The organism is Flavobacterium sp. LC2016-13 (assembly GCF_009707955.1).
Taxonomy (GTDB): domain Bacteria; phylum Bacteroidota; class Bacteroidia; order Flavobacteriales; family Flavobacteriaceae; genus Flavobacterium.
On record NZ_WMDQ01000012.1, the window covers coordinates 59,876 to 76,776 of the forward strand.

Annotated in this window: 11 protein-coding genes; all 11 read left to right on the forward strand. The window is 32.8% G+C overall.

What is annotated here, in order from left to right:
• Nucleotides 1–76: 76 nt before the first annotated feature.
• The 11 genes from GKZ86_RS20550 (at nucleotide 77) to GKZ86_RS20600 (ending at nucleotide 16,770) form a co-directional block, all read left to right on the forward strand.
• Nucleotides 77–682, forward strand: a complete 606-nt coding sequence (locus GKZ86_RS20550) for a lactate utilization protein B/C (protein ID WP_154784931.1) — start codon at nucleotides 77–79, stop codon at nucleotides 680–682.
• Nucleotide 683: 1 nt separating this feature from the next.
• The gene (locus GKZ86_RS20555; protein ID WP_154784932.1) at nucleotides 684–1,571 is read left to right on the forward strand and encodes a phosphatidate cytidylyltransferase; all 888 of its coding nucleotides are present in this window, start codon (nucleotides 684–686) and stop codon (nucleotides 1,569–1,571) included.
• On the forward strand, nucleotides 1,561–2,214 hold the full coding sequence (locus tag GKZ86_RS20560; RefSeq protein WP_154784933.1) for a phosphatidylserine decarboxylase family protein: 654 nt from the start codon (nucleotides 1,561–1,563) through the stop codon (nucleotides 2,212–2,214). The genes GKZ86_RS20555 and GKZ86_RS20560 overlap by 11 nt, the downstream gene beginning before the upstream one ends.
• The gene (locus GKZ86_RS20565) at nucleotides 2,215–2,484 is read left to right on the forward strand and encodes an acyl-CoA-binding protein (protein WP_154784934.1); all 270 of its coding nucleotides are present in this window, start codon (nucleotides 2,215–2,217) and stop codon (nucleotides 2,482–2,484) included.
• An 8-nt stretch (nucleotides 2,485–2,492) separates the two neighbouring features.
• A complete protein-coding gene (locus GKZ86_RS20570; protein ID WP_154784935.1) occupies nucleotides 2,493–3,278 on the forward strand; it encodes a superoxide dismutase in 786 nt (261 codons plus the stop codon).
• Nucleotides 3,279–3,574: 296 nt separating this feature from the next.
• Nucleotides 3,575–7,756 carry a hybrid sensor histidine kinase/response regulator transcription factor gene (locus tag GKZ86_RS20575; protein ID WP_230328253.1) on the forward strand — a complete coding sequence of 1,394 codons (4,182 nt, stop codon included), beginning with the start codon at nucleotides 3,575–3,577 and terminating at the stop codon, nucleotides 7,754–7,756.
• 205 nt (nucleotides 7,757–7,961) lie between these two features.
• Entirely contained in the window at nucleotides 7,962–11,045 is a 3,084-nt protein-coding gene (locus tag GKZ86_RS20580; RefSeq protein WP_154784937.1) for a TonB-dependent receptor, read from the forward strand.
• Nucleotides 11,046–11,055: 10 nt separating this feature from the next.
• Nucleotides 11,056–12,606 carry a RagB/SusD family nutrient uptake outer membrane protein gene (locus GKZ86_RS20585; protein ID WP_228526635.1) on the forward strand — a complete coding sequence of 517 codons (1,551 nt, stop codon included), beginning with the start codon at nucleotides 11,056–11,058 and terminating at the stop codon, nucleotides 12,604–12,606.
• Nucleotides 12,607–12,688: 82 nt separating this feature from the next.
• Nucleotides 12,689–13,747 carry a glycoside hydrolase family 130 protein gene (locus GKZ86_RS20590; RefSeq protein ID WP_154784938.1) on the forward strand — a complete coding sequence of 353 codons (1,059 nt, stop codon included), beginning with the start codon at nucleotides 12,689–12,691 and terminating at the stop codon, nucleotides 13,745–13,747.
• The gene (locus GKZ86_RS20595) at nucleotides 13,747–15,033 is read left to right on the forward strand and encodes an MFS transporter (RefSeq protein WP_154784939.1); all 1,287 of its coding nucleotides are present in this window, start codon (nucleotides 13,747–13,749) and stop codon (nucleotides 15,031–15,033) included. The genes GKZ86_RS20590 and GKZ86_RS20595 overlap by 1 nt, the downstream gene beginning before the upstream one ends.
• Nucleotides 15,034–15,048: 15 nt before the next feature.
• Complete coding sequence (locus GKZ86_RS20600; RefSeq protein ID WP_154784940.1) at nucleotides 15,049–16,770, forward strand: hypothetical protein; 1,722 nt, start codon at nucleotides 15,049–15,051, stop codon at nucleotides 16,768–16,770.
• Nucleotides 16,771–16,901 lie beyond the last annotated feature (131 nt).

Sequence of the window (16,901 nt, forward strand, 5' to 3'; positions counted from 1 at the left end):
CAAAACAGGCTTTTGAATTAAGATTTTTTTATCTTTGAACGTTTTCAATTAACATGTAAAGCATTTCATATAAAAAATGAATTTTTTCAAAAAAATATTTGGTTCCAGCGATGACGCTTCTGATGAAGAAAACGAAAGTGTATATGCAGGTACCCCAACCACAGACAGTCATTTATCCATAGATGAACGGTTCATTTTTAATTTTAAGAAAAATGGCGGTAAGTTTTTGTATTGTGAAAACAAACAAGAGGTTGCTGAACAGTTTGAAAATATTTTAGAAGAAAACGATTGGTTCGAAAATGAAGTTTTATGTTATGAACCAGGACTTTTTCATTTATTAGAAGAAAACAAATTACTTTATATTTCACCTAGAAACCCTAAATTTTTATTGGCTACTTGCGAAAATCTTATTGCTGATGAAGGATCTATTTTATTTTCATCAAAACAGATTAGACAAGATAAACCAAATGAGTTGCCTGCAAATATTGTTATAATTGCTACAACAAGCCAAATGCAGCCCATGAAAAGCGATGGCTTAAGTGCTATTAAACGCAAATATGAAAGAGATATTCCTTCTAATATTACTACAATAAAATATTTCGAAAAAGCAAAAGAAGAAGATTTTACACAATACGGAAGTGTTGCTAAAAACTTATATTTGTTGCTTTTAGAGGATCTTTAAGATGAACGAAACACTCAAGAGAACCATTTCTGGTGCTGTTTATATCGCTTTACTATTAACTTCGATTTTGTTTTCTACAGAAAGCTTTATTATTCTTTTTGGTATTTTTCTCATTATAGCTACTTATGAATTCTGCAACTTAGTTTCTATCAACAAAGTTTTTGCAATTCTTTTTGTATCTCTTTTTTATACAACAGTTTCTCTGATTAGTTTTTATCGAAATGAGACGCAAAACTATATTAGCAAACTTTTAAAGGAAAAAACGTTGATTACAGTTGATACGGATACTTTATTTTCTGTATTGCTAATCATTACATTACTTGTTTCTATAAAATGTATTGTCTTTTTATTTGATGATACCCAAATTATAAGCAAAATATCCAAATACATATATCTTATTGGATATGTAATGTTGCCTTTTTTGTTTATCACTAAAATTTCTTTTGGAATCAAAGATTACAATCCAAAAATTATCATTGGATTATTTATTCTTATCTGGACCAACGATACTTTTGCGTATCTGGTTGGAAAATCTATTGGAAAACATAAATTATTCGAACGCATTTCACCGAAAAAAACCATTGAAGGTTTTCTTGGCGGAGTTGTTTTTGCTGCTCTTGCAGGATTTTTAATTTCTAAATTTTATATTCGTCCAAATTCTGAGTTTAGTCAAAAATCTGTTTTAATCTGGATGATAATCGCACTGATTGTTAGTATATTTGGAACGATTGGAGACTTGATTGAATCTAAATTTAAAAGAGTTGCCGGAGTAAAAGACAGCGGCTCGATAATGCCCGGACACGGAGGTGTTCTAGATCGGTTAGATAGTGTTATATTTGTAGCACCAGTTATATATTTATTTTATCAAATTTTATATTATGTTTCATAAAGAGGGAGGCCCATCCATTTTATTAGGTACTGTTTTTGCAGTTGCTGTACTTTTAATTGCTGACAAATTCATTGATATCACCTGGCTAAGAATGCTTGTGCAAATTGCCGGTTTAGTGGTATTGATTATTATTTTGCAATTTTTCAGAAATCCAAAAAGAATCGCAATTAGAAACAGTGATCACATTCTTGCTCCTGTAGACGGAAAAGTTGTGGTTATTGAAGAAGTATATGAAGGTGAATTTTTTAAAGATAAACGTTTACAGGTTTCTATCTTTATGTCACCAATAAACGTTCACGTAACTCGTTACGCTATGGACGGTATTATAAAATTCAGTAAATACCATCCGGGAAAATTTTTAGTTGCTTGGCATCCAAAAGCAAGTGAAGAAAATGAAAGAACTACGGTTGTTATTGAAAATGAAACTTTTGGTCAAATATTGTACAGACAAATTGCCGGAGCTTTAGCACGAAGAATTGTAAATTACGCTCAGGAAGGAATGCAGGTTGTTCAGGGAACTGACGCCGGTTTTATAAAATTTGGTTCAAGAGTAGATTTATTTTTACCTTTAGGTACTCCAATTAATGTAGAATTAAACCAAAAAGCAATTGGAGGTAAAACTATTATCGCTACAAAAGCATAAATGACTGTAAAAGATTTAGATACTCGCTTTTTAGAGGCTGTTGAAACTGCTTTAAAAATGACTCAGGCTTCGCTGCCACAGGATGTGCAGTTAAGACTTTATGCGAATTACAAACAGGCAACTTTTGGAACCGCAGTATACAATCAATCTGAAAATTTTGATTTGCGCGATGCTTTTAAAACAAATGCATGGATGCAGATTAGTCATATTTCGATTGATGAAGCAAAAGAAAATTACATTGCTATAATTAATTCTTTAACATCAAAATAATTAATATTATGAAGAAAAAGATCTTTAGATTGACAATTTTGGCTTCATTTTTAGTTTTGTTTTCTTGTAATGATAGTAATAAGCTAACTGAAGTTGTCGAGGTTCCTTTACCAACAAAAGAAGAAAAAATAACGATTGGTTCGCCTGAAGATGTAAAAATTGAACCTGGTTCATTTGGCATTACAAAATTGCCTTTTGCTTATGATGGGCTGGCTCCTGAAATTCGTTCGCTTACCTTAGAAACACATTATTCTAAACATTATGTATCGTATACTAATAACCTGAATAAAGAAATTGTATCTACAGAGTATGAAAATATGTCTATTGAAGATATCCTGAAAAAACTGGATCTCAACAATGCCAAGCTTCGTCAAAATGCAGGCGGATACTACAATCATACATTATATTTTAATATTTTAACGCCAAAAAAAGAGCAAACTCCTAAAGATACTTTAGCAGGTTCTATTAATAAGGAATTTGGTTCTTTTAGTAATCTTACCAATCAGTTTAAAGGTCAGGCTACAAAACAATTCGGTTCCGGATGGGTTTGGCTTGTCGTTGATAAACTTGGAAAACTACAAGTTACTACAACAGAAAATCAAGATAATCCTTTAATGAAAAATGCTTTGATTCCCGGAACTCCTATTTTAGGAATTGATTTATGGGAACACGCTTATTACCTTGATTATCAAAACAGAAAAGGAAGTTATATTGATGCTTTTTATCAACATATTAATTGGGATAAAGTAAACGAAAATTACAAAGAGGCATTAAAAAAAGTTAAAAAAATATAAAACAAAAAGCTGATACAAATTAAAGTATCAGCTTTTTTTCTTTAGAGACAAAAATCAATTATACTATTTGGCGTATTTATCTGATAATTCATCTACAAAATAGCTTCATTTTTCTCTAAACCACTCGCTCCCATTTCATTTTTTTCCGTATATAAATATAAAATCAATTCATTTAGGATATTTTGTAATAACTTACATTACAATCATCTTGATGTCTTAATAAATGAAACAAAATGTTCTTTTGAAAAATAGTAAAGTAAGTTATTTTGAAAATTAAATTGATCCTTATTTCGTGTATGTCTTTGGTATTCTTTGCTTGTGATGGCGGAGATAAACCAGTTTCTATTAATAATACTACAGAAATAATAAGTGAACCTGCTCAAAAGGTCATTCAAAATGAAAATTTTCAGTCTTTTTTAGATTCATCCCAAACATCAGATATTAAATATTCATCTGAACAATTAGACAATACGGAAGGTCTTTCTAATAGTTCTATAAATGCTATTTTTCAGGATTCTGAAAATCTACTTTGGATTGGCACATGGGATGGTTTAAATCGATATGACGGAAGTAGTTTCAATATCTTCAGACCTGAACTAGGGAATAAAAATAGCTTAACCAATCAGGTCATTCTTAAAATTGATGAAGATGATAAAGGCAAAATCTGGATTTTAACCATTCACGGAATAAATCAGTATGATAAGAAAACAGGTCATTTTCAGCATTATTTTTTTTCAAGAAAAAATATTCCGCCATTATCCGAATCTGAATTTAATCTGGCGCTTGATTCTTCTAAAAAAGTGTTTTGTGCAGCAAAAGATTGGGGAATTGGTTATTTTGACGGAACTGATTTTCAATTACTAAAATCAAAAAACATCCCAAACAAAGCAGTAAAAAAAATGGAATTCACTAAAACCGGTGAATTCCTGGTTTTATTTGAAAATAATGAACTTTACAGTTTATTGCTAAAAACTTTAAAAGACGGAAAAAAAACTGTTTCAAAAGTAAAATTGATTTCCAACAATATAAGATCGTTTGAAGAAATTTCGAAAGCAAAAATTTTTACAATATCGCTCAACGGAAATAGCAACTTCTATTCTTTACTAAATAATGAAGTTACATCATTTTCTAAAAAAAATATTGAAAAAATTATTGGTACTACTTCTGCAGGGCTTATTGTTTCAGATAAATCAGGGTATTTTATTATTGATCACCTTGGCACTATTAAAAATTATGATTGGTTAAAACATTTAGATAATCATAAAGTAACAACTCTAATTAGAGGAAATGAAAATATTTTGTGGGCAGGAACGGATGGTGATGGAATTTTTAAAATAAGTCCTTTTAAAAATCCATTTAATCTCATTTCTAAATTTCAGGTTCCGGAATTAGATGGTGCAATTGTGAGAACATTTTTGAATGTTGAAAATAATTCTTTTTGGATTGGCACAAAAGGAAAAGGACTATTTAGGTTTTCTTCTAATTTTGATGATAACGCTAAAAAGTCATTAGCTTATAAAATTTTTAATGAAAGTAACAGTGTAATTAATAATGCTGTTTTTTCTTTATGCAAAGCAAAAAATGATTTAATTTTTATTGGTACTGACGGAAATGGTATTGCCGTTTTTGACTTAAAAAAATCTAAGTTAATTAGCTGGGAAGAAATTAAAGGAAATGAAAATTGCGAGTATTTTAAATCCGTTTATTCTATTTATCAGGATAAAGATGGCTTTGTTTGGCTTGGAACTAATGGCGATGGAATGATTCGTTGCAAAATTATACGATCCGGAGAAAAATTATTGGTTACTGATTTTAAAAAATTTATTGCTTACAGCAACACAAAAAATGCTTTGAGCAGCAATATTATTTTTTCTATAATTCCAAAAAATGACAATGAACTTTGGATTGGAACGCGATTGGGCGGACTAAACTTATTTAATAAAAAAACACAGCAGTTTACTATTTATAAAAATGTGCTGAATGATCCAAAAAGCCTTTCAAATAATGACATACTTTGTCTGGCAAATGATAATAAAAACAGACTTTGGATAGGCACAAGTTTTGGTTTGAATTTGTTAGAAAATATAAAAAGTAATGGTAAAGCTATTTTCAGAAATTTTACAGTAAAAGATGGCTTGCCTAATAACACGATTCACGGAATTGTTTCTGATAAAAAAAATAAGTTGTGGTTGAGTACCAATTTTGGCTTGTCTAATTTTAATCCCAATAATTTAAGGTTTACTAATTATACCAAAAATGACGGTCTTCAAAACAATGAATTTGCTGATGGAGCATTTTACAAAGACTTAAAATCTGAATTTATTTTTATGGGAGGCATAAAAGGATTTAATTATTTTTTACCTCAAAAAATAAAAGAATCTGCCGTAATTCCAGATGTTTTTATTGATAAAATCAGCGGACAAAATCAATCTATTCCTTATTATCAGAGTTTGGTAATTGCGCCAAATTCGGTTAGTTATCCTTCGATTGTTTTAAATCATAATCAAAACTTTTTTGATATTGAATTAACGGCGTTGACGTATATAAATACCGAAAAATGTCAATATGCCTATCAATTGATGAATTTTGATAAAGGCTGGAATACGATTAATAACCGTCGAATTATTTCGTTTACGAATGTTCCTAAAGGAAATTATTCTTTATGGATAAAATGGTCGAATAGTGACGGCGTTTGGAGTAAACCGGTTCATGCTATTGATATTTGCATCAAACCTGTGTTCTGGCAGTCAAATCTTGCTTTTATAATCTATACTTTACTGTTTTTGGCTTTTGTGCTGTTTGTTCATAGTTACTATAAAAAACGCCAGTCATTGAATCAAAATATTCTTTTTAGAAAAAGAGAACAAGAACTTCATGAAAACAAGCTTACTTTTTTTACAGATATTGCCCATGAATTTCAAACTCCGCTAACGCTAATTGTAGGTCCAATTCAAAAACTTTCTGAAACAGCAAACCTCAACGAAAGAAATCAGAAATTCATACAAATGATTCAACGAAATTCTTCTCGTTTATTATTTTTGACTCAGCAGCTTCTTGAATTTAGAAAAGCCGAATACGATTATCTGGAAGTTACCGTGAAAAAATTTGATTTGGTGAATTTGGTTGAACAAATTGCCGAATTGTTTGACGAATGGGCATTAGATAAAAATATAGAATATAAACTCGACATACCTCCTGCCCTTCCCGGTTGGTTCGATAAAGATAAGATTGAAAAAATAGTTTTTAATCTGATGTCAAATGCCTTTAAATATACTCCGGTAAATGGAAAAATAGATCTTAAATTTAGTATTCAGGATGAGGATTCCCAAAAATTAAATATTACGATCACAAATACAGGAAAAGGAATTCCAAAGGAAGAATTAGATTCTTTGTTTAATCAATTTTTCCTGGCAGATTCCAGTAAGGAAACAGATAATAATATGTTTAGAACCGGAATTGGTTTGGCCTATGTAAAAAAATTAGTTGGTGTATTAAAAGGTGAAATTCAGGTTTCAAGCACTTTAAATAAAACAACAACTTTTACAATATTACTGCCTTGTAACAAAGAGGCTTTTACTGAAAAGGAATTGGATACAGCAGTAAGTCCTATTTTAATTTCGCATCACTTAAAAAATATTCTCGAAGAAAATCCGGTTAAATCTGAAGAAACACCAGATAAAATCTTATCGTTAGAAGATGTTGCAGACAATCGAAAAGTAATATTAATCGCTGAAGACGAAAAAGATATTCATAGACTTCTTGACGAATTGTTAAGCGAGAAATACAAACTTATTAAAGTTTATAATGGTTTAGAAGCCATAGAAATACTTGAAGATACGTTGCCTGATATCATTATAAGCGATGTAATGATGCCTTTTATGGATGGTGTTGAACTTTGCAAAAAAATTAAAACTAACCTTAAAACCTGCCATATTCCTTTTATAATGCTTACCGCAAAAGATTCGGTTGTGCACAGAATCGAAGGAATCGAAAGTGGCGCAAACTCTTATATACCAAAGCCATTTTATCCGGATCATTTACTCATAAGAATACAAAAACTGCTGGAAGAAAAAGAATTGATTTCAAGACATTTTCAACAAGATACACTTGTAGAAAACCTATCGGATCTTGATATAAATGGCGAAGAAAAAGATTTTATAAAAAAAGTAATTGAACTGATTCGTAACAATATCGATAATGAAAATCTACAGAGTTTATATATCGAAAAAGAATTAGGCATCAGCAACTCACAATTATATCGAAAAACAAAACAGCTTTTTGGCCTTTCGCCGGGTGATTTAATTCGTACCATTCGATTGAAATATGCTGCAGAATTGTTACGAAAAAACAAGTTAACCGTTTCTGAAGTATGCTATCAGTCAGGCTTTAATAATCGCTCTTATTTTTACCGTGAGTTTAAAAAACTATACGACCTGACTCCCAAAAATTATCAGCTTAAATACAAAGCAAAGGTCTAAAAAAACCACAACTAATTGATTTACAATAAATAAAATCTAGTGTACACTTTTGAAGAAATAGTGTACACGATTTTTTATATACCCAAACTAATTTTATAAACGATAATTAATTCAAACGTTATCGTAAAATGATTACACATATCTAACTTTCAAAAACCATGAAAAAAAACAATCAATTCAGTAATTCAATTAATACTTCCGTATCATGATAACAAAACATATTTGCAAGTTGTTTCTGTTTGGAACAATTATGTTTGGAAGTATTATACATGCCCAAACCGTTAAAGGTGTAGTTTCAGATGCTGATGGTCCAATGCCACAAGCAAACGTCAATGTAAAAGGAACTTCTAACTATGCCACGACCGATCTTGATGGTAATTATATCATTACAAATGTAGATCCTAATGCTATATTGATTTTTAGTTATATAGGATATCAATCTCAGGAAATAGCTGTTGGAGGTAAAACAAATTTGAATGTAATACTGACAGCAGATTTAAACACTTTAAATGAAGTTGTTATTGTAGGATATACCAGTGAAAAGAAATCTGCCATAACAGGTGCAGTAGTTACTGTAGATATGTCTGAGTTATCTAAAACAAAAGTATCCGACGTTGGTCAGGCGCTGCAAGGTCAAGTTGCCGGTGTTTCGGTTTCTGCCAATACAGGTGCTCCGGGAGACGGACTTAAAATACGTATTAGAGGGGAAGGAACACTTGGAAACAACGAAGTACTTTACGTTGTAGATGGTGTTGCAACACGCGATATTTCTTTCCTGAATATGTCTGATGTAAAATCGATGACCGTATTAAAAGATGCTGCCGCAACTGCCATTTACGGATCGAGATCTTCCGGTGGTGTTGTTATACTTACGACCAAAAGCGGTGCAAAAGGAAAATCGAATATTGATGTCGAATACTATTCGGGAACCAGTTATGCTACAAACCTGCCTAAAATGCTGAATGCAGACCAATATCTAACGATAATGGATCAGGCCTGGCACAACTCTAACAATAATCCTGCTAATGCAATAAGCCCTTACAGTGCAGATATAACGAGCGGAAAAGTAAACGGAATAGCATTATCTGATACAAATTGGTTAAAAGAATTATTTGCTTCAGGCAAAACAGATAATTTACAACTTTCGTTTAGTGGAGGTTCTGAGAAAACACAATACTTAATATCCGGTGGCTATTTTGGTCAAAATGGTATTGTCGTTGGCGACAAGGATACTTATAAACGTATTAATTTCAGAGCCAATATTAATACTGAAGTTACAGATCGTTTTAAAGTTGGAACAAACTTTCAGATTACAAGTACCAAACAAGATAAAATGTCTTCTAGCGGAGATGCTCCGGGAGTAATCAGACACGCATTATTACGCCCTTCTGTTTTAGGAATTTATAAAGATGTTAATGATCCTACTTATAAAGAAAATGATCCTTATACTGACCTTCCATTCTATTTAAACAACAATCCAAATGGTGGATGGAGCCGAAATTATGAACTAACCTCTAACCCTCTTGCTATAGTTCATTTTACAGATGATGTGCGATCAGCATTTAAAACTTTTGGGAATGTTTATGGAGAATATGCTTTCCTTGCTGATAAATCATTGAAATTCAGAAGTAATTTTGGAGCAGAAATCATTTTTGATCATAACAAAGCTTTCGGAGAAAATTATGGAGATGATAATGACAATGATCCAAATGAATTATATCCCGGTCAAGGCAGACAAAACAGGCCTTCGAGCTTAAACGAAAACAGAGGACAAGCAACGACTTTTACTTTTACAAATACTTTAAACTATACTAAAACTCTTGCCGAAAAACACAGCATCAATGCATTATTAGGTGAAGAAACAGTTAGTTACGACCAATCTGCTGTAGGCGGAAGCAGAATTAATTATAATAATACAACTGATCCTTTTCGTTATCTTGATTACGGAAGCGACACCAGTAAAAACAGTTCAGGATCTGCGCAAAGCTGGAATCTTATTTCCTTTTTTGCTTCTGCTAATTATGGATATGACAGTAAATATTTTGCCTCAGGTACTATAAGAGCCGACGGATCTTCTCGTTTTGGACCAAATAATAAATGGGGTTATTTTCCTTCAGTTTCCGGAGGTTGGGTAATGTCTAAAGAAAAATTCATGGAAAATGCAAAATGGATTTCTAATTTGAAATGGAGAGCCAGTTGGGGACAATCAGGAAATCAGGAAATCCCTAATAATGCCTATGAAACTCTTGTTACAGAAACGGGCGGAATCATAAGCGTGGTTCGTTACGGAAATCCGGATCTAAAATGGGAAACTACTACACAAACCAACTTTGGTCTTGATTTAAGTATTTTAAACAATAAACTGACTTTCTCTGTTGATTATTTTGATAAAACAACCAATGATATTTTATTGGCTGTTGGCTTACCGTCAGCAACCGTTGGTCAAATCAACAAAACGTATGTTAATGCCGGTGTTGTAACTAATAAAGGATTTGAGTTTGGAGCTAATTTTCAAAACAATGATCATGAATTTAAATACGGAATCAACGGAAACATTGCCACTTTAAAAAATAATGTTGAACAGCTTCAGCAATATGTTTCAGAGATTAATGATGACAAAACGCATACAAAAACAGTAGTTGGACAACCAATAAGTTCATATTACGGACTAAAGTTTGATGGTATTTATCAAAATCAGGCTGAAATAAATTCAACGCTATATTCAAATTCAAACGGTGCAAAACCGGGTGACATTAAGTTTAAAGACTTAAATGGAGATGGACAAATTAACGCTGATGACAGAACATTCATCGGAAGTTCAATTCCAAAAATAACTTACGGTTTCTCATTTAATGCTGAATATAAAAGATTTGATATGTCATTTCTTTTCCAGGGAGTTTCGGGCGTAGATCGTTATAATGACCTCAAACAAATTCTAGATTATGATAGCCGTCCTTTCAATTCAACGACTGCGGTATTAGGCGCATGGAATGGTGAAGGAACAAGCAACACAACTCCTCGAAATACCATGAATGATAACGGAGGAAGTCAGGTTTCAAGTGTTTTTGTTGAAGATGCCTCGTATTTACGATTAAAAAATCTTGAAATTGGATACACGTTTGATCCTAAAATAATTGGAGATACGTATTTAAGAATGTATATATCTGGGCAAAACCTATTGACTTTTACGAAATATACTGGTTTAGATCCTGAATCAACTTCTTTCATAGATCAGGGAACTTACCCGCAATCTAGTTCAATACTAATAGGTTTAAAATTCAAAATTTAATAAACGAACCATGAAATATACATATATAACAGCGATCATGATTTCGCTATTAGCATTAACAAGCTGTCAGGATGAACTTACCACAGATCCCATCGGATCGCAAACTCTGGAACAGGCAAATTCTAAACCAACATTAACATCAGTAGAAAGTTCTGTAACTTCATCTTACGATATGTTATCGAATAAATTGAATCAGTTGGCAGAATGGGATTGGAATGCCGGTTTGGTATTTCAAAATGATATTATAATAGATGATGTAGCATCTGATGATATGGAAAAAAAATGGTCTCCCGACGGAGATCAGCCTTGGATGGATGAAATTAATAATTTTACTTTTACATCTACCAATGGAGGTCCTAACGGATTGTGGAAATATGATTATGAAGGCATAAAAAGAACCAATATTGCCCTGAATTTTCTATTAAATCCGGATATTGAATCTCTTACCGGAATTAGTACCGAAAGAAAAAATCAGTTAACAGGTGAAGCTTATTTTTTACGTTCGTATTATTACTTCTCACTAGTAACTAATTTTGGTGATGTGCCTTTAATTCTTGCTCCAATAAAAACATATCAGGAAGCTTTTGATAAAGCCGTGAGAGCTCCAAAAGAAGCAGTATGGAGCCAAATTAAAACTGATTTAGAAAAAGCAAAAACACTTTTACCTAATTCAAAATATTCATCAGCTACAGATAAATGGAGAGTTTCTAAAGGAGCAGTTATTGCATTACTGGCCAAAACGGCACTATATAATAAAGATTGGACAAGCGTAATAACCTTAGTATCAGAATTGGAAACAACTGGTTTTTATAGTTTAGATGCCAATTATTTTGATAACTTTAATATGAATACTGAATATGCAGATAATGAAGTTATTTTTTCTTATAATCATATTAAGCAAGCTGATCCAAGAAAAGGAAATGGAATCTGCGCTCCTCTTAGCTGGGGATTTTTTGCACCAAGCGCTGACTTTTTAGCGTCATTTGAACCTAATGACCCTAGAAAATTATATACGGTAAATGCTCCAGAACAATGGGTTAATAAACTTTTAGGAACTACAAATGGCGGTAATAAAGGCGATGATGATGCTCCAAACAATAAAGTATTTATTCGTTATGCTGATGTTTTACTTTGGAAAGCAGAAGCTCTTAATGAAACTGGCAATTATTCAGGTGCTATTGATATCATAAATCAAATTAGAGCGAGAGCCAGAAATACAGTTACTACCGTTACGGTTAGAGTTATAGATCCTAATTCTATTACTAACCCACCCGAAACGATGACGGTTACTTCAGTTGGTCCTCCTCCACCTGCAGGAACATTATTAGACAGACCAAATTCCGGCGACAAAGCTGTTGTAAAAGGCTGGCTGATTTCTGAAAGAAGAGCAGAACTTGGTTTTGAAAATCAAAGAATGCCCGATTTAAAAAGATGGGGAATTGCAAAAGAAGTAATGGCTGCACACGGAAAAAATTTCTTAGACAAACACATGCTTTATCCAATTCCGCAATCAGAAGTAGATGCTTCAGCGGGACTTTTAACACAAAATCCAGGATATTAATATTTAAAAAATTAGACCTAACAGATTTTATCCCCATCAGAACTGTTAGGTCTAAATTTACAATAACATAGAACTAAACAACATGAAAGACATAGCTAAACGTTTTGCAGATAACCCATTATTATCACCTTCAGATATTCCTGCAAGCAGAGAAGGATTAGAAATTACTTGCTTACTGAATCCGGGAGTATTTCAATTTCAGGATAAAACATGGCTTGCCGTGAGAGTTGCAGAAAGACCAAAACAAAAAGAAAACATTATTTCTTTCCCAATATTAACAGAAACAGGCGGAATTCAAATCATCGAAATCGCAAAAGATGATCCCGAATTAATTGCAGACGATGCCCGTGTTATCAATTATAAAGGAACAGATTATTTAACGACATTATCACATCTGAGATTATTATGCAGTGATGATGGACATCAGTTTTATGAGCCGGAAAATTATCCGTCTTTAGTTGGCGAAGGTATTCTGGAAACATTTGGTATTGAAGATTGTCGTGTTGCTTTGATCGAAGGAACTTATTATCTAACCTTTACTTCAGTATCTGATAATGGTGTTGGAGTTGGTTTACGAACTACTACAGATTGGAAAAACTTCAAAAAACACGGTATGATATTACCGGCACACAATAAGGATTGTGCCATTTTTGAAGAAAAAATAAACGGGTTATTTTATGCCTTACACCGCCCAAGCAGTGTAGATATTGGAGGGAATTACATCTGGATTGCCTCATCTCCTGATGGAATTCACTGGGGAAATCACCATTGTATCATTAGAACCAGAAAAAATCATTGGGATAGCAAAAGAGTTGGCGCCGGTGCTGCCCCTATAAAAACAGATCAGGGATGGTTGGAAATTTATCATGGAGCCAATGAAAATCACCAGTATTGTTTAGGTGCTTTTTTAATGGATTTAAATGATCCTTCCAAAGTTATTGCAAGAACGGAAGAGCCAATAATGGTTCCTACAACAGAATACGAATTAAGCGGATTTTTTGGAAACGTAGTATTTACAAACGGTCACATTGTAGAACCAGATGGAGATACACTGACTATTTATTACGGAGCTTCAGATGAATTTGTATGCGGTGCTCAATTTTCGATTAAGGAAATCCTTTTACTTTTAAAAAATAACTAATGTTTAAAAAACTTATATCAGAAATTGATCATTTTAAAAGTCAAACCCATAATTTTCGAATACTAATTTTTACCAACTTGGTTTATGCATTGGTATTACCTGTAATTGATATTTTTGTTGCGGCGTATATTATGCGAAATTCAAATGACACTTCTAAAGTTGTCATTTATCAATTGGCTATTTATACCGGAATTCCGCTTACTTTTTTATTAAATGGTTTCTTGTTGAAGTACTTCAATATCCGAAAACTATATTCAATCGGAATGATGCTTAGCGGTGTTTCAATGATTATCATGATGTCATTAAGAACATTAGACTTAACCGGAATTGGTATTGCTGGTATCACAATGGGGCTTTCATTTGGTTTATATTGGTCTAATAGAGATTATCTGGCCTTGTCAATCACAAATGATAATAATCGAAATTATTATTATGGTTTAGAGACTTTTATATATACTATAATAGCCATTGCAATTCCTGCAACAATTGGCTGGTTTATACAATCTAAAACAGGCGAAGACCAAAAACATCAAGCTTACGTAATCATTACTGCAGTTGTTTTTTTGATTACCATTATCGCTTCAATAGTTTGTTACAGAGGTAAATTCGAAAATCCCGTTCAAAAACAATATATATTTTTCAAATTTCATCCTTTATGGTATAAACTATTATCTCTGGCAACTTTTAAAGGTTTGGCACAAGGATTTTTGGTTACCGCTCCTGCAATGTTGATTTTTAAAATATTAGGTGAAGAAGGTGCATTAGGACAAGCTCAATCTATTGGTGCAATTTTAGCTGCCATTATCATTTATTTCATTGGCCGATTTTCAAAACCTTCTGACAGAATCAAAACTTTTTCTGTTGGGTTAATTTTATTTGCTTTGGGAGCTTGTTTAAACGGAATTTTATTCGATAAAACCGGAGTAATCATCTTTTTATTATTGTTACTTATTGCAAAACCTTTAATGGATTTAGCTTACTTCCCTATTCAGTTAAAAGTAATTGATATAGTATCTAAAATAGAAAAAAGAGGCGAGTTTACCTATATCTTAAATCATGAAGCCGGTTTGTATATTGGAAGGCTTTTTGGTGCCGGAACTTTCCTGACTTTATATTATGCAGTTTCTGAAGATTTTGCTTTAAGATATGCCATTGGTATTATTGCTTTATTGCAATTATGTTCAATTTATATCAGCAAAAAAATCATCAAACGAGGTCTGGAACTTTCTCCTGAGCCGGAAACTGATACTAAAGTATTAGAAGAAGTAGCTGCAAAACTACTTTAAATAAAAAATAAAGAAATGAATACATTTATAAAAGTTACAACTTCGTGCCTGTTTCTGTTAAGTTTAGCAGCATCTGCACAAATAAAACAACAAAAAATACCTCGTGTAGATCAAATGCCTAATCTACCACAGCCATTAAAAATTATTGATTATAAAAAACTGGCTTTAGATTTTGATAAAACAGTTTATGATTTTAATGCCAAAGGCAAATTTTGGCCAATGGTTTGGATGGATGAAACCCAAAAGAATTTTCCTCAAAAAGTCGTTGGTTTATATACTGCTGTGGCTGATGTACGACAAGGTCCGGATCATAACAAAGGAATGTTTCATGAAGCTTTGGCTACAATGGGTGCTACATTAGGAGCAACTTTAGTAGGTGTAGACAAAAACAATCAGCAAAACCTGAACTATGTTGCCATGTTGAAAAACTATTTCAACAAAGAAACCAACTGGAATATTATGATGAATAATACGTGTCCGGAAGTTGCTTTATTGGGCGGTGGTTACGGTCGTGATTGGTGGTATGATGTATATCCTAATCTTTTATTCTTTGCCGTTTATGACAAATATCCTAATGAACCCGGATTCGAAGAAATAGCCAGAAGCATTGCGGATAAATTTTATGAAGCTGATGTAATTTTAAATGGAAATTATAATTATTCCTATTTTGATTATAATAAAATGACTCCAATGACAAACCATATCTGCACACAGCCTGATGCCGCTGCGGGTCACGCATGGGTATTGTATATGGCTTATAAAAAGTTTGGAGACGCTAAGTACTTAAAAGGAGCTAGAAGCGCATTAGCTGCATTAGAATCACAATCAAAAAATCCAACTTATGAAGTTTTAATGCCTTTTGGAGCTTATTTGGCGGCAAGAATAAATGCAGAAGAAAGCACAAAATACGATACTAACAAAATGCTGGACTGGACATTTGACGGAACTCCTATTTGTCGTGAAGGATGGGGTTCATTGGTGGGTAATTGGAATGGCATTGATATTTCCGGCATTTTTGGCAGTACTGTAGATCATGGCGGTTATGGCTTTTTAATGAATACTTATGATGCAGCATGGCCATTAGTGCCAATGGTAAGATACGATCAATCGTATGCAACTGCAATAGGAAAATGGATGTTGAACGCAGCCAATGCTTCACGTTTTTTCTACCCGCAATATATGCCAGACGACCATGAAACGATTCCGGAACTTGCTGAAGTGACAAAAGGAGTAATTGGTTACGAAGGTATGATTCGTCAATCGAGTTATAAAGAATATGAAAACCTAAAAGGTCCTGTAGCGCAAGGCGACGGTCCACTTTGGGTACTTGGAGAAAATCCTAAAGAATCTCAATTTAGTGTTTACGGAAGCGGTCACGTAGGTATCTTCGGAAGTATTATTCGTGAAACCAATATTACAGGAATATTACAGTTAAACTTATTAGCGACAGATTTTTTTAGTGATAAAGCGTATCCATCATATCTGTATTATAATCCATTTTCTACAAGTAAAACGGTTACAATAAAAACGGAAAAAGGCAAAAAAGTAGATTTATACAATACGGTTTCAGGAACTTTTATTGCCAGAAATGTTACTTCATCTTCTAAAATAAAAATTGATGCGTTAAGTTCTGCTGTAATTGTGTATGTTCCTGCAAATGGGAAAGTTACTTATGAAGGAGAAAAAATGCTTGTTGATGGTGTTGTTGTAGATTATAAATCGCAAAATAAAAAATAAAAAAGCGACAATCTTGTCATCCCGAGGAACGAGGGATTACACTCGTAATTCGAAAGATTGGCGATTTTCTTTGCGTCCCGAAGCTTCGGGATAGTGCGATCCCTCGTCCCTCGGAATGACAGAAAATGAGC

Bases quoted from the DNA above. Each gene is read 5' to 3' on its own strand.
- GKZ86_RS20550 (WP_154784931.1), top strand. From the start codon at position 77: ATGAATTTTTTCAAAAAAATATTTGGTTCCAGCGATGACGCTTCTGAT.
- GKZ86_RS20555 (WP_154784932.1), top strand. From the start codon at position 684: ATGAACGAAACACTCAAGAGAACCATTTCTGGTGCTGTTTATATCGCT.
- GKZ86_RS20560 (WP_154784933.1), top strand. From the start codon at position 1,561: ATGTTTCATAAAGAGGGAGGCCCATCCATTTTATTAGGTACTGTTTTT.
- GKZ86_RS20565 (WP_154784934.1), top strand. From the start codon at position 2,215: ATGACTGTAAAAGATTTAGATACTCGCTTTTTAGAGGCTGTTGAAACT.
- GKZ86_RS20570 (WP_154784935.1), top strand. From the start codon at position 2,493: ATGAAGAAAAAGATCTTTAGATTGACAATTTTGGCTTCATTTTTAGTT.
- GKZ86_RS20575 (WP_230328253.1), top strand. From the start codon at position 3,575: ATGTCTTTGGTATTCTTTGCTTGTGATGGCGGAGATAAACCAGTTTCT.
- GKZ86_RS20580 (WP_154784937.1), top strand. From the start codon at position 7,962: ATGATAACAAAACATATTTGCAAGTTGTTTCTGTTTGGAACAATTATG.
- GKZ86_RS20585 (WP_228526635.1), top strand. From the start codon at position 11,056: ATGAAATATACATATATAACAGCGATCATGATTTCGCTATTAGCATTA.
- GKZ86_RS20590 (WP_154784938.1), top strand. From the start codon at position 12,689: ATGAAAGACATAGCTAAACGTTTTGCAGATAACCCATTATTATCACCT.
- GKZ86_RS20595 (WP_154784939.1), top strand. From the start codon at position 13,747: ATGTTTAAAAAACTTATATCAGAAATTGATCATTTTAAAAGTCAAACC.
- GKZ86_RS20600 (WP_154784940.1), top strand. From the start codon at position 15,049: ATGAATACATTTATAAAAGTTACAACTTCGTGCCTGTTTCTGTTAAGT.